13 protein-coding genes are annotated in these 13,800 nt (G+C 58.7%); 4 read left to right on the top strand and 9 right to left on the bottom strand.

The annotated features are described in order from the left end of the window. Positions 1-11: 11 nt before the first annotated feature. From J0G10_RS21330 to J0G10_RS21300, 7 genes are all read right to left on the bottom strand, one after another. A complete protein-coding gene (locus J0G10_RS21330) occupies positions 12-3,656 on the bottom strand; it encodes a transporter substrate-binding domain-containing protein (protein WP_220556647.1) in 3,645 nt (1,214 codons plus the stop codon). Between the two features lie 8 nt (positions 3,657-3,664). After that, positions 3,665-4,291 (bottom strand): response regulator transcription factor, encoded by a 627-nt coding sequence (locus tag J0G10_RS21325; RefSeq protein ID WP_007908640.1) that lies wholly within the window; start codon positions 4,289-4,291, stop codon positions 3,665-3,667. 367 nt (positions 4,292-4,658) lie between these two features. Continuing rightward, positions 4,659-5,987, bottom strand: a complete 1,329-nt coding sequence (locus tag J0G10_RS21320) for a deoxyguanosinetriphosphate triphosphohydrolase (RefSeq protein ID WP_095048444.1) — start codon at positions 5,985-5,987, stop codon at positions 4,659-4,661. 76 nt (positions 5,988-6,063) lie between these two features. Continuing rightward, positions 6,064-7,227, bottom strand: coding sequence for an EAL domain-containing protein (locus J0G10_RS21315; protein ID WP_093435124.1), 1,164 nt, complete (start codon positions 7,225-7,227; stop codon positions 6,064-6,066). 123 nt (positions 7,228-7,350) lie between these two features. Beyond that, the gene (locus tag J0G10_RS21310; protein WP_093435122.1) at positions 7,351-7,689 is read right to left on the bottom strand and encodes a hypothetical protein; all 339 of its coding nucleotides are present in this window, start codon (positions 7,687-7,689) and stop codon (positions 7,351-7,353) included. After that, the gene (locus J0G10_RS21305; protein ID WP_007908652.1) at positions 7,686-8,072 is read right to left on the bottom strand and encodes a phage holin family protein; all 387 of its coding nucleotides are present in this window, start codon (positions 8,070-8,072) and stop codon (positions 7,686-7,688) included. The genes J0G10_RS21310 and J0G10_RS21305 overlap by 4 nt, the downstream gene beginning before the upstream one ends. A gap of 2 nt (positions 8,073-8,074) precedes the next feature. Next, positions 8,075-8,389: a DUF883 family protein gene (locus tag J0G10_RS21300; RefSeq protein WP_007908653.1), complete on the bottom strand. Its 315-nt coding sequence runs from the start codon at positions 8,387-8,389 to the stop codon at positions 8,075-8,077. A gap of 305 nt (positions 8,390-8,694) precedes the next feature. On the opposite strand from J0G10_RS21300, the gene J0G10_RS21295 reads away from it, so the two are divergent. Further along, on the top strand, positions 8,695-9,903 hold the full coding sequence (locus J0G10_RS21295; protein WP_095048442.1) for an ammonium transporter: 1,209 nt from the start codon (positions 8,695-8,697) through the stop codon (positions 9,901-9,903). Here J0G10_RS21295 and J0G10_RS21290 read toward each other — a convergent pair. Next, positions 9,900-11,612, bottom strand: a complete 1,713-nt coding sequence (locus J0G10_RS21290; protein ID WP_095048441.1) for a cation:proton antiporter — start codon at positions 11,610-11,612, stop codon at positions 9,900-9,902. The two genes, J0G10_RS21295 and J0G10_RS21290, sit on opposite strands and share 4 nt — an antisense overlap. Before the next feature lie 207 nt (positions 11,613-11,819). Between J0G10_RS21290 and J0G10_RS21285 the strand changes: the two genes are divergently transcribed. From J0G10_RS21285 to J0G10_RS21275, 3 genes are all read left to right on the top strand, one after another. Further along, positions 11,820-12,056, top strand: coding sequence for a glutaredoxin family protein (locus tag J0G10_RS21285; protein ID WP_016985470.1), 237 nt, complete (start codon positions 11,820-11,822; stop codon positions 12,054-12,056). 112 nt (positions 12,057-12,168) lie between these two features. Beyond that, on the top strand, positions 12,169-12,486 hold the full coding sequence (locus tag J0G10_RS21280; protein WP_093435111.1) for a transcriptional regulator: 318 nt from the start codon (positions 12,169-12,171) through the stop codon (positions 12,484-12,486). A gap of 70 nt (positions 12,487-12,556) precedes the next feature. After that, on the top strand, positions 12,557-13,447 hold the full coding sequence (locus J0G10_RS21275) for a pseudouridine synthase (protein ID WP_095125130.1): 891 nt from the start codon (positions 12,557-12,559) through the stop codon (positions 13,445-13,447). Positions 13,448-13,528: 81 nt separating this feature from the next. Here the strand turns inward: J0G10_RS21275 and J0G10_RS21270 are convergent, their stop codons facing one another. Beyond that, complete coding sequence (locus J0G10_RS21270) at positions 13,529-13,750, bottom strand: YgdI/YgdR family lipoprotein (RefSeq protein ID WP_007908660.1); 222 nt, start codon at positions 13,748-13,750, stop codon at positions 13,529-13,531. Positions 13,751-13,800 lie beyond the last annotated feature (50 nt).

Raw genomic sequence — 13,800 nt, 5'->3', positions numbered from 1 at the left:
GCCAAGCATAGTTAAGGCAAGCTCATTGTGCTTCGATCCGACACCGCCAATTGTTGCTGTAATGCCTGCTCCAGTTCGAGCATGGCGCGGTTGCTCGCCTCGCAACGGCGAGCAACTTCGTCTGTCGCCATGGCCTCGGCGCAGGCCTGCTCAAGGGCATCGCAACACTCGATTACGCGCGATGCCTGCGCGATACGTGCCGCGCCCTTGATTTTGTGAGCGACCACCGCCAGCGCCCCGCGATCCTGTTCCGGCGACAGCGCGAGCAGTTCCTCTCGGTCGAGACGGCTGCTTTTGAGCAATTCCGCCAGCAGACGGCGAGCCTGGGCCGGATTGCCACCGGTCAGCATGTTCAGGTTTTGCAGGTTGAAAGCCGGCGGCGCTGATGTCGGTGTGATGCCATCGACCCACTGGCTGAGCAGGCTCAGGCTCAGGGGTTTGAACAGGCAGTCGTTCATGCCGGCCTGCTTGCAGCGCTGGATTTCTTCGGGCTGCGCATTGGCCGTGAAACCCAGCACGGTGCATGGCGGACAGCGCGCTTGCAGTTCCTGCTGACGAATGGCGCGGGTCAGATCATAGCCATTCATCAACGGCATGTTGCAGTCGACAATCACCAGATCGAAGTGACCGGTCTTCCACAGTTCCAGGCCGCTGCAACCGTTCTCGGCAATGCTGAAGTGATGGCCGAGAAACTCCAGTTGTTGACACATCAGCAGGCGATTGGCGGGATGGTCGTCCACCACCAACACGCGTAAGGGGGTCTGCGATGCCTTGATTGGGGATTCACTTTTGACCGTGCTCAGCTGTATCGGCAGCGTTTCCAGTGCCAGCGAGACGCAGACCTGGGTGCCGATGCCAGGCTGGCTGCTCAATTGCAATTGCCCGCCCATCATTTCGCACAGGTTGCGGCTGATCACCAGCCCCAGGCCGGCACCACCTCTGCCTTGCTGGCTGCTGTTTTCCGCTTGGGCAAACGGTTCGAACAAGCGCTGCTGATCCTCGGCACTGATACCGACGCCGCTGTCCTGTACGGTCAGCTGCATCAGGGCGCGGGCAGGTACATCGGTGTTCATGAGGTCGAGGGTGATCCGCACATGCCCCTGTTCGGTGAATTTGATCGCATTGCTGACCAGATTCGACAGCACCTGCTTGAAACGCAGTGGGTCCAGATGCACATCGACGGCCAGATCTGGTGGGTTGAAGATGACTTGCAGGGAGAGGTTTTTCTGCCGGGCGAGACCGTCGAAGATCCTGGCGACTGACGTCACCGTATCGACCAGATTGACCCGTTCCGGGCAAAGACTCAGACGCCCGGATTCGATCCGTGCGATGTCGAGAATGTCGCCGATCAAACCCAGCAAGTCCTTGGCCGAGTGGTACGCGGTGTCGATGGATGAGCGATCCGGATGCTGCGGATCCATGCGTTTGAGCGTCAGTTCGAGCATGCCGATCACCGCGTTCATCGGCGTGCGGATCTCGTGGCTCATGGTCGCCAGAAAGGTGCTTTTCGCCCGGTTGGCCTCATCCGCCCGTTCTTTGGCCGTACGCAACTCGTCGAACAGCTGGCGGCGCTCGCTGATGTCGATCCAGCCGCCAATGATGCCTTTCACCTCACCGCTGGAGTCGCGGTACGGCAGTATCCAGTGATAGATCGTCAGACGCCGGTTGCCGATGTGCAGGGGCCGGTCGACGACCATCGGCGTGCCTTCGGCAATGACACGCTGGTAATCGGCCTGAAACGCTTGGGCCTCAAAGGCATTGCTCAGGGAGCCCTCGATGACGTTTTTGCCGATGACTTCCTCGCGGCGGGCATTGAATGCTTCGAGATAGCTCTCATTGCAACTTTGCAACCGGCCCTGGCGGTCGCGCACGTAAATTGGATGCGGTGTGCCGTCGACCAGCGAACGCATGAATTCGAACTGGTCGTTCAGCGCTCGTTCGGCAGCCTGGCGTTTTTTGATCTGGTGGCGCATGTAAGCGTTCCAGACCAACAGCAACAGCAGTAACAGGAAAGCGCCGATGATCACTTGATAGAACAGGCGTTGGTAGTTGTGCCAGATGTTCTGCGAGACAGTGGAGTAACCGCGCCAGCGCCCATTGATCACCCCCAGTTCGTCGGGCGCGATGCTCAACAACGCCTTGTTGATGATCGACGTCAGTTCCGTGTTGTCCCGCGCGGTCGCCAGTGAAAACGCCGCCTGGCCCGTGCCGATCGTGGTGGTGATCTGCAGCGCCTGATTGAAGATTCGCGAAGAAATGAAATAGTTGGCAATCACCAGCGAGTTCACCGCACCGTCGACATGGCCTTCAGCGAGCTGGGACACCGCGCTGAACGTATCTGCCGTTTCGATCAACTGGATGCGCGGATATTCCCGACGCAGGTACTCGACCATCGGATTGCCTTGGGCAATCGCCAGTCGCTTGCCCTTGAGCTTGCCCAGATTGGTCGGACCATCCGCGCTTTTGCGGGTCAGCAGAACGTAGGAGTTTTCCAGATAGGGACGACTGAAGTTGAGGGTTTTCTCGCGCTCCGCCGTCGGCAGTAATGCGGCGATCAGATCGGCTTGATGACGGTCGATCTGCTGGATCATTTCCGCGTCGTTGCGGCTGCGACGGATCTCGAAACGCAGGCCGGTGCGCAGGCGGATCAGCTCGAGCAGGTCGGCACTGATGCCGCGAAAATTACCGTCGTTGTCAAAGAATGTCAGCGGCGCGAACGCTTCATTGACCACCACACTGACCACCGGATGTTGTTTGAGCCACGCTTCTTCGCGCTGGGTCAGTTGCAGTTTCCGGTCGGTGAGCAGCAGATCACTGCCAGCGCTCCAGCGCTTGGCAATATTGTCACGCTCACTGGCCGGCACAGCTTTTAGTACTGTGTCGATGATGGCCAGCAGTTGTGGGTTGTTGCGGCGCACGGCGAAGCTGAATCCCTGGGCTTCCTGCTTGCCGAAATTGGCCATGCGCACGTTGTTCAGATAACCCTTGTTGATCATGTAGTGAGTTGAAAGCGTGTCGCCGAGAAACACATCGGCCTGATCGAACGCTACGGCGTTGATTGCATTCTGGTAGGAGGGGTAGCAGGTGATGAGCGCTTTGGGGTACAGCGCTTTGACTTCGGGCAACGGCAGATAATGATAGACCATGCTCAATCGCAGTCCGGCCAGGCCTTCGGTGAGTGAGCGGGTTTCGTCCTCGCGGGTAACCAGCACCGGCATGTCAACGGCGTAGGGTATCGACAGCGCCAGGTTGGCATTGCCCGCTTCGAAGCCGTTCGCGGTACCGAGCAGGTCGATCCGGCCATCGACCAGTGCGCTAATCGCCGCGTCCCGAGAGGGAAAGCGCTGCACCCGGATCGGTAGACCGGTGGCCTGGCCTAGGAGCCCGGCGTAATCGGCCGTCAGACCTTCGTAATCCTTGCCACTGGTCGTCATGTCAAAAGGCGGGTAGTCGGGCGCGGAGGTGCCCACGACCAGTTCGTTACGTGTCAGCAGCCACTGCCGTTGGGAGTTTTCGAGCGTGACCGGAACTGGCTCGTCCGCCGACCGGCTGAGCAAGGCATAGTCAGGTGAGGTGCCGGGCATGGCGAACACATTGGCGCTCAGGTAAAAACCTGCGCTCAACGCAATTAAATAGTCCTTTAAACGGCTGGGCATGCGGGCTCTCACACGAGTGCGTTTCGTTTGGCCATCTCGATAAGTTCTACAAGGGATTTGGCCTTGAGTTTTTGCATCAGACGTTTTTTGTAGGTGCTGACGGTCTTATTACTTAGAAACATGCCCTTGGCTATTTCCTTGTTAGTGCGACCCTGGGCGAAAAGTTGCAAGACCATCAACTCACGATCATTAACAGATTTGAATAATTCAAGTTCGGCAAAACGGATATCGTCGCTGCGCACCGGATTCAATGCCTGGCTGGGGAAGTAGTTGTAACCGGACAGTACCGCTTTGATCGCACTGACCAGTTCACTCAAGTCTTCCTGTTTACAGACATAACCCGATGCGCCGGATTGCATGCAGCGAATGCCGAACAGCGTCGGACACTGTGCCGTCAGGATCAGGATCTTTAACGGGGAACCCATGGCATTGAAGCGAGCCAGTACTTCGAGGCCATCCAGCTTGGGGATGCTCACATCGAGAATGACCAGATCGGGCATGCACTCGCGCACCATTTGCATGGCATCGACTCCGTTATCGGTTTCACCGACGACCTTGTAACCTTCATGCTCCAGCAGCATTCGAACGGCGAGACGGATGACCGGGTGATCGTCGACAATAAAAACGGAGTTCATAATCAAATCCCATGCAAGCACGAATAAAGCGCGCACCTTAGCTCAGTTGAATGAGCACTCGCATGAAGTGACATGGCTTCAGTCACGATATCGGATTAATCCTACAATTAATGAGGAAACGGACTACAACCAAACTAGGTTTGACGTAAGGAAGTGCTGGATTTGAACGGGCTTATAGTTTGACTTGAATGATTTGCAAGTACTGGCCGTAAATGGCTTTTTAAAGATGTTTAAAGTTGCTGAGTCATCGGCGCAATAATTGCCGCTATTCCAGCCATATCAGACGCCCGTCGACACTTGTGGGTCGATAATCACAGGCTGTGTGGATACGGACGGCCATCGTTATGGCCGCCCGTAGGCGAGCGGGTCAGTGACTGGAGCGCCCGGTCATTTCCAGCGCCATGTCGCTGGCGTAGCTGTCGGTCATGCCGGCGATGAAATCGATCATGCGCAGAAACGACGTGTGTAACGAACCCTGCGGATCCGGTGCGTTACTGCCCAGCAGATCGAGAATGCGCCGGCTTTTGAACGACGGTGTACGACCGTTGTGTTGTTCCAGCGCCGCGCCGCAGAACGAGTTGAGCAGAATCTCGAGCGTGGTATAGGCGCCGATTTCATGCAGGGTTTTGCGTTTGTCCTGAAAGATTTTCTTGCGGGCGATGTCCTTGGCATTCAGCACGCAACGCTTGGCCGGGCCGTGCATGTGCTCGACCAGATCGCCGTGCAGCGTGCCGGCGAGGAGGGCGTCCTGTTGTTCGACAAAGGCCCGTGCGGCGGCGTTGGTCAAATGCTCGATGGCCTTGCCGCGCAGGATCGCCAGTTTGCGTCGGCGCGAATCCTGCGGGCCGAGTTGGCGATAGGTTTCCGGCAGATCATCACCCACCAGCCCGAGCAGCAGCGATTCGACTTCGGCGTAGTCCAGCAGCTCCATTTCGAGACCGTCTTCGAGATCAATCAGCGCGTAGCAGATGTCGTCGGCGGCTTCCATCAGGTACACCAGCGGGTGACGCGCCCAGCGCTGGTCTTCGATTTGCGGCAGGCCCAGTTTGTGGGCGATCTGCTCGAGCAGCGGCAACTCGCTCTGATAGCAGCCGAATTTGTGTTTCTTGTAGCCCAGGGAGTCGGCGTGGCGCGCGGTCCACGGGTACTTCAGGTAAGTGCCGAGGGTGGCGTAGGTCAGTCGGGTGCCGCCGTCGAACTGGTGATACTCCAGCTGAGTCAGGACCCGGAAACCCTGGGCATTGCCTTCGAAATTGAGGAAGTCAGCGCGTTCGGCTTCGCTCATGCCGTCGAGCCAGCCGCGTCCGGCGGCCTGCTGGAACCAGTGGCGGATGGCGTCTTCACCAGAATGGCCGAACGGCGGATTGCCGATATCGTGGGCCAGACACGCCGATTGCACCACCATGCCGAGATCGGCCGGGTCGCACCATTCGGGCAAGGCATTGCGCAGGGTTTCACCCACCCGCATGCCCAGCGAACGGCCGACGCAACTGACTTCCAGCGAGTGGGTCAGGCGCGTGTGAATATGATCGTTGCTGGTGACCGGGTGGACCTGGGTCTTGCGCCCGAGACGGCGGAAGGCGCCGGAGAAGATAATGCGGTCATGGTCTTTGTGGAAAGGGCTGCGGCCAAGTTCTTGCGGGCTGTGCAGCGGCTTGCCGAGGCGTTCGCGGTTGAGCAGGGTGTGCCAATCCAAGGCTGATTCTCTCCGTCAGGTGACTGGGGGCGTTGGCCCCTAGCTTCCCGGTTCACGTCCGCCCCTGCAAGCGGAACTACAGTCCGGCGGCGTCAATGTCGATCAGCAGCAAACGTTCACCGTTGTCGAAAAACTGCCCGGCTGTCAGGCAGTACTGATTGCTGGTGGCATCGCGGTAGGTATTGGAGAGCGTCAAGCGCCGCTCCTCCCAACCTTCGGCGAGCAAATGATAGAAGTACGGGCGCCACGACCAGTTGTGCCCCAGATAGCGATTGTCGGCGACCCAGCCATGCTGCCGCCATTCCAGATTGGGCGTCAGTTGCGTGCCGTGGCGATCGCATTGATAAAACCGCAGCAGCCAGGGGAAGGCGTCCAGTTGTGGCAAAGCGCTCAAAGGGGCATGGGCCTGAGCCCAGGCTTGCAGGATCGACATCAGTTCAGCGAGTTGCTGGCGCATTTGCATCAGTCGTCCGCGCTCCACGAGTTTCTGCCGGACATAGCGCTGGCGCAGCTCGGCGAAGCGTTGGACGAACGCGTCACTGGGGAAAAACGCCTCCTGTGCCCGTGCGAACAGGAATCCCTGCACATAGCGCGATCCGCATTCCAGGGCGAAATTCAACTGCGCTTCGGTCTCGACGCCTTCGGCGATGATCCAGCAGCCGGTCTTCTCGGCCATCTGCGCGAGGGCCTTGACCACGTCGCTGCTCGGCCCGCCCAGTGCCGCGGCCTGGAACAGGCGCATATCGAGTTTGAGAATGTCCGGTTGCAGCGCCAGCACCCGATCCAGTTGCGAGTAGCCGGCGCCAAAGTCGTCGATGGCGATTCTTGCTCCCGCCTCGCGATAGCGCGCGACGACTTCGGCCAGACGTTGACCATTGCCACCCAGTTCGGTGATCTCGAAGACGATGCGTTGCGGATCGATACCGTAGCGCGCCAATTGTTTGAGGCTGGGCAGGGCCTGATCGGCGCGCAGGCGACTGATCCAGCGTGGCGACATGTTCAGGCTGAGAAACCAGTCTGCCGGCGCTTCATGCAAGCGGCTCAAGGCGTTATCGCGGATCTGCCGGTCGAGACGGCGCAGGGCAATGGCGGGCGTGCGCGGGTCGGCGAATAGAGGCCCAACCGAGTTCAGTTGACCGTCGGCCTGGCGCAGGCGCCCCAGCGCTTCGACGCCGGCAATGCGTCCGGTGGCGGTATCGATGAAAGGCTGAAAGCAGGCGAGCGGTTGCCCGTCGATCACGGGGCCTCCTTAGTGGTTCTTGTTCTGGTGAACCCCGCCGACCGGGTAGGCGCACGGGATCGAATCTCCGGATAAAGAGATTCATCCCGCCGACAGTGCAAGAATGTAGCCAGATGTATCTGTTTAGCGTTTCGCCGAGCTCTGCATCACCAGTTTGATCAGCGGCCCGAGGCTGGTGCCGAGCCGGATCAAGCGGGTCAGGCCACCGACACCGCCGCTTTTCGCGCCTTTGCCGGTGATGAAACCCAATAGCGTAACGGCGGCCACGCCCCACAAAGGCGCGTGTTTGATGCCGAAACCACCTTGCAGGTTTTGCGACATGCCGCGCATGCGCTGCAGAGGCTGCAACACTTGCCCGGCTTCATGGCGGATTTCCTGACGATGCATTTCCATGCGCAAGCGGATCAACGCCTTGCGCATTTCCCGACGCGAGCTGTTGTGTGGCAGTTCAGGCAGGCTCATGGCAGCAGGCGCTCCCGGTCGTTGGCCAGCTCTTCGAGCGTGCCGTGGAAAGGCGAGGACTCATCGAAGATCGCAGCCTTGAGGCGCAGCGCGCAGAAGATCGAGGCCAGGGTATAGAACACGCACAGGCCGATAATCGCAGCAAGGCGATAAGTGTCCCAGAACACAATCATCACCAGTGTCGATAAGCCCACCAGTAATAACAGGGCAAAGACTAACGCCAGGCCTGCGAAAAGCAACAGGCTGACGGTACGTGATTTCTGCTCCTGCAATTCAATGCCGAACAATTCGACATGACTGTGCAGCAGACCGAGAACGGCGGCGCCCAGGCGTCGCGTGGAAGAGGCGGTGCCCGCAGTCGGGCCGGATTCACCGATCGACATAATCAGCGCCGGGTAGCCAACAGGCCGATCAGGAAGCCGACACCGGCGGCAATACCGACGGACTGCCAAGGGTTGGCCGAGACGTAATCTTCGGTAGCAGTGACTGCCGCCTGACCGCGATCACGCAAGGTTTCTTCGGTCAGTTTCAAGGTTTCGCGGGCGCGCAGCAGGCTGTCGTGAATCTGCTCGCGCAGCTCATCGGCCTGATCGCCGGCCAGGGTGGCGGTGTGCTCGAGCAAGCGTTCGGTGTCGGCGACCAAAGTCTGGAAGTCGTTCATCAGGATTTCTTGAGCGGTCTTTGCCTTGATGCTGGCCATGGGTGGATCTCCGTAAGTGACGTCTGAAGCGTTCGAGTATGAGCCTTGCGCGAAGGTTCAGTACAAATGACTGGTACAACTTTTGCTGTGTCGTGGTGCGTTCCCCGGCGGTTGTGCGCTGTTGTCGGGCGTGCGCCTCGAGAAACCTTATCCCAAACAAGCCCGGTTCGTGTCAGGACATCGACCTCGTGCGCCAAAGCGGTTCGCCGGACCTTCGGATCTGTGACTGCGCGGTCGCAACTTGGTGCATGAAATGTGCGTATGAACCGCTTTGGTGCCTTTTTCGCCTTTAGGTCTGCCTGCTTATGGAAAATCTGCAAAGCGCTGTGGACACCCTGGTTCACAGCTCCAATACCTTGTTCATTCTGATCGGTGCGGTGATGGTGCTGGCGATGCATGCCGGTTTCGCCTTTCTGGAAGTCGGTACGGTGCGCCAGAAAAACCAGGTCAATGCGCTGTCGAAAATTCTCAGTGATTTCGCCGTCTCGACCCTGGCCTATTTCTTTATAGGCTATTGGATTTCCTATGGCGTGACGTTTATGCAGCCGGCGGCGGTACTGAGTGCCGATCACGGTTATGGACTGGTGAAGTTTTTCTTCCTGCTGACCTTTGCCGCAGCGATCCCGGCGATCATTTCCGGCGGTATCGCCGAGCGCGCGCGTTTCGTGCCGCAGTTGTGCGCTACGGCCTTGATTGTCGCGTTCATCTACCCCTTTTTCGAGGGCATGATCTGGAACGGCAACTACGGTTTGCAAGCGTGGCTGACGGCGCAGTTTGGTGCCGCTTTTCATGACTTTGCCGGTTCCGTAGTGGTGCACGCCATGGGTGGTTGGCTGGCGCTGGCGGCGGTATTGCTGCTGGGGCCGCGTAATGGCCGTTATCGCGACGGTCGTCTGGTGGCGTTCGCACCGTCGAGCATTCCCTTTCTGGCGTTGGGTTCGTGGATTCTGATTGTCGGCTGGTTCGGCTTCAACGTGATGAGTGCGCAGACGCTGCAAGGCGTCAGCGGTCTGGTGGCGGTCAACTCGTTGATGGCGATGGTCGGCGGCACCATGGCGGCGCTGCTTGTCGGACGTAATGACCCGGGCTTCCTGCATAACGGCCCGTTGGCCGGGTTGGTGGCGATCTGTGCCGGGTCGGATTTGATGCATCCGGTTGGTGCCCTGGTGACGGGCGCGATCGCCGGTGCACTGTTTGTCTGGTGCTTTACCGCCGCCCAGGTGAAATGGCGCATCGACGATGTCTTGGGTGTGTGGCCATTGCACGGCTTGTGCGGCGTGTGGGGCGGGATTGCCTGCGGGATCTTCGGCCAGACTGCGCTCGGCGGTATTGGCGGCGTCAGCTTGATCAGCCAGTTGATCGGCACCGCGCTGGGTGTCGCGGTGGCGCTGATCGGTGGCTTCGCTGTGTACGGCGTGATCAAGGCGTTGCATGGGCTGCGCCTGAGTCAGGAACAAGAGTATTACGGCGCCGACCTGTCGCTGCACAAGATCGGCGCGGTAAGTCAGGATTAAGTCTCGGCATCGTCGCTACCGGGATAAAAACCGTGAAGCAGCCGATAGCGGTCGATGCGCACCTGATCGACTTTTTCCTGCACCTGATGTGCCGGCAAGCCAAGCATGATCAAGGCGTGGGAGGCGAGCATCAGGCTCGATTCCAATAGTTCCGGCACCACTTCGGTGGCGCCGGCGGCTTTCAGTTCGGCCCACTGGCTGTCGTCGCGGGTACGCACCAGTATCGGTACGTGGGCGTTGAGCCGACGTGCTTCCTTGAGGATACGCAGGGCAATGTCGCTCTGATCCACGGCAACCACCAGCAGTCTGGCGCGCAACAGGCCAACAGCAGTCAGCAGATCGCCGCGCGACGAGTCACCGTAATGCACGTCGCTTTCTCCACTGGCGGCTTCCTGTACCCGCACCGGGTCATTGTCCAGCGCAATAAAAGGCTGCTTGGCGTTGCGCATGAAACGACCGATGGATTGGCCGACGCGGCCGTAGCCGCAAATCACCACATGCTGGTTGAGGTCGGCATTGAGTGCGCTGATCTCTTCGATCTGCGCCTCCTGATTGGGTTTGCGGTGCAGCACTGCTGCGATGCGTGGCGCTGCGCGCAGCAACAGGGGCGTCAACAACATCGAGCAGAACGTCGCTGCGAGCAGCAGGTCGCTCAGTGCTTCGGGCATCATGCTGTGTTGTTGCATCTGTGCCATCAGGGCGAAGCAGAACTCGCCCCCCTGGGCCAGCGCCAGACCGCTGCGCCATGCTGTTTCGCTGTCACTGCCGCGCCACTTCACCAGCAAGGCGACGACGATACCCTTGATCACCATCAAGCCGACGGTGAGCCCGAGGATCAGCAGGCTGTGACTGACGAACAGTTGCAGGTCGATGAGCATGCCGATGCTGACGAAAAACACCCCGAGCAGAATGTCGCGGAACGGCCGGATATCCGCCTCGATCTGGTGTCGATAGTGGCTTTCACCGAGCAACATGCCGGCCAGAAATGCACCAAGGGCAGGGGACAGCCCCAGCAGGTGCGTCAGCCAGGCGGTCAAAAGCACAATCACTAGCGCCAGCAGCACAAACAGTTCTGCCGAGCGCGAGGCGGCCACCTCATGAAACAGCCGCGGCAGTAACCAGCGACTGGCCAGCAGCAGACCGACAAACAGCACCACGGTTTTTGCCAGGGTCAAAGGCAACGCCCAGTACCAGACTTGCTCGCTGCTGCCGGCGAACACCGGCACCAACGTCAGCAGCAATACCGCGATAACGTCCTGAAACAGCAAAACGCCGACAGCATTCTGGCCATGACTGCTGAACACCTCGCCGAGGCTGCCCAATTCTTTGGTCACAATCGCCGTTGATGACAACGAAAGCCCGGCGCCGAGCAACAGCGCTGGCGTCATCGGCATGCCCAACAGCATCAGCAACAGACCGAGCAGCGCCGTGCTGATCAGCACTTGCTGGCTGCCGAGACGAAAAACCACCTGGCGCAGAGCGATCATCTTCGACAGGGAGAACTCCAGGCCCAGTGAGAACAACAGAAACACCACGCCCAGCTCGGCTACGTCAGGCAAGTGTTCGCTTTCGTTGACCCAGTCGAATGCACTTGGCCCCACCAGCAATCCCACACACAGATAGCCCAGCACCGGCGGCAGCCGCAGGCGACGGAACAGGGCAATGACCACGAGGGACGAGGCGAGGATGATCAACAGATTGGCAAACACTGGACACTCCGATGGCAGATCAGGCTTTTCAAGCGTAGAGGCAAAAAGACCGGGAGGATCGCGCAAATGATTTTTCTGTGGACTGATTTGCGTCAGGGTTTTGCCTGTGAACCTTTGTTGGGGAGCTGGAGCCTTTGGGCGGCGCTGGCTCGACGGGTTTTCAGGTGCGGCCTAGAATAGGCCCACTCATTTTTTGGTTGAGCAATCATGCCTCCTGAATGTCAGCTGTTCGGCACCCTTGGATGCCACTTGTGTGAAGTCGCCGAAGCCGAGCTGATGCCTCTTGTCGAGCATGGTTTGTTGGTTGAACTGGTCGATATTGCTGAGGATGAGGCTTGGTATGCGGCTTACAGCCTGCGAATTCCGGTACTGCGCCGTGTCGATACAGGTGCTGAGCTGGGCTGGCCATTCAGCGCTGATGAGGTTGTGGCATTTCTGCGTTGATCCGCATTTTCCGGTTCATCCCGCCGGTCGCTACTGCCATGCATTCCTTGGCATTTTGCGGTTTCATCGGTTACTGTATGTTCATACAGTAAATGCGTCAGAGGGATGAACCGTGGTCAATGTCGAACAGTTGAAAAACAGCGTGAACCGGATGTCGGTTGACGTGGTGCGCGAGGCCGTTCTCGAATTGCGCCTGGACGGGCTGGTCACGGAAGGCAAGACGCCGTTCAACAAGCTGCATTTCAACACTTGCTTTGCCGAAATCGAGGCCTTATTTCAGCGTGCCGGTTACCACAAGCAACTGGATGTGGTCGGTTATCAGGGGCTGCTCTACGCCTTGTACGATCCGGGCCGCTGGGAGGCAGTTGATGTATTGCGCTGGCTCAAGGAATTCACTGACGCCGCAGCGCTGAAAACAATTCCGGCCTGAACATTCTGCGCTAGGTTCGTTTCCCTCAGTGCTGGATAATGCCGCCCTGCATTGAGGGTTCGATTTTCGTATGTCCACATCTACATTTTCTGCTGCTCAGAATCAGGCGAGCACGCTTTATCTGCCGCCCGGTAAATGGCTGACCGTACTCGATTGTCTGTGCGAGCATTTCAGCGCCATTGACCGCGTTCAATGGCTGGACCGCATCGCTCGGGGACGTGTGCTGGACGGCCATGGCCAGCCGATCCCGGTGGACTTGCCTTACAAGGAAGGTCTGCGGATTCATTATTTTCGCGAAGTGCCGGACGAGAAGCCGATCCCGGTAGTCGAGTCGATCCTGTATGCGGACGAACATCTGGTGGTGGCTGACAAACCGCATTTTCTGCCGGTGACGCCCGCCGGCGAATACGTTGAGCAAACCCTGTTACGCAGGCTGATTCATCGCCTGGACAATCCTCACTTGGTGCCGCTGCACCGCATCGACCGGCATACGGCGGGGCTGGTCATTTTCTCGGCCAATCCGCAAACCCGATCGGCTTATCAGTCGCTGTTCCCCACGCGGCAGATCGACAAGCGTTATGAGGCCATCGCTCCGGCACTGCCCGATCTGAATTTCCCCCTGGTGCACAAGAGCCGTCTGGTCGACGGAGAACCGTTTTTCCGCATGCAGGAAGGCGCCGGAGCCAGCAATACCGAAACGGCGGTGGAGGTTCGGGAAAAGCATGGCGATCTGTGGCGTTATGGATTGTTTCCGGTGACCGGCAAGAAACATCAACTGCGCGTCCACATGACTGCGCTGGGGGCGAGCATCTGCAACGATCCGTTTTATCCCCAGGTGCTGAAAGACGTCGAGGATGACTATGCCAATCCTTTGAAGCTGCTGGCGCAAGGCTTGCGGTTTATCGACCCGGTGACCGGTGAGGAGCGCGAATTCGAGAGCCGGATCACCTTGCAGTGGTGATACTGACTTCACTTTTTAGAGCGCCCATGAAAAAGCCCGCAATCAATGCGGGCTTTTCTGTATCCGGTATCGAACCAGAGCTTACAGCTCTTTAACGGTACGAACCTGATCCTTGTTGATGCGGGTTTCTTTGCCGTCCAGCTGTTTGAACTCGTAGAAGCCCGAATCGTCATCGTATTTCGGGGTGTCGACGGCCTGGATTTCGCGACCGTCATTCAAGGTGATCACTGTAGGCGACGAGCAACCGGCGAGGGTGGCAAGGCCCAGTGCGAGCATGAAAGTGGCGAGGGTCCGTTGAGTCATGGGTGTGTCTCCGAATGGGAATTCTTTTGGTTACTGAGCTTGAGACGTAT

The organism is Pseudomonas germanica, from assembly GCF_019614655.1.
GTDB lineage: Bacteria > Pseudomonadota > Gammaproteobacteria > Pseudomonadales > Pseudomonadaceae > Aquipseudomonas > Aquipseudomonas neuropathica.
This window is presented reverse-complemented; position numbering and strand designations above follow the sequence as displayed.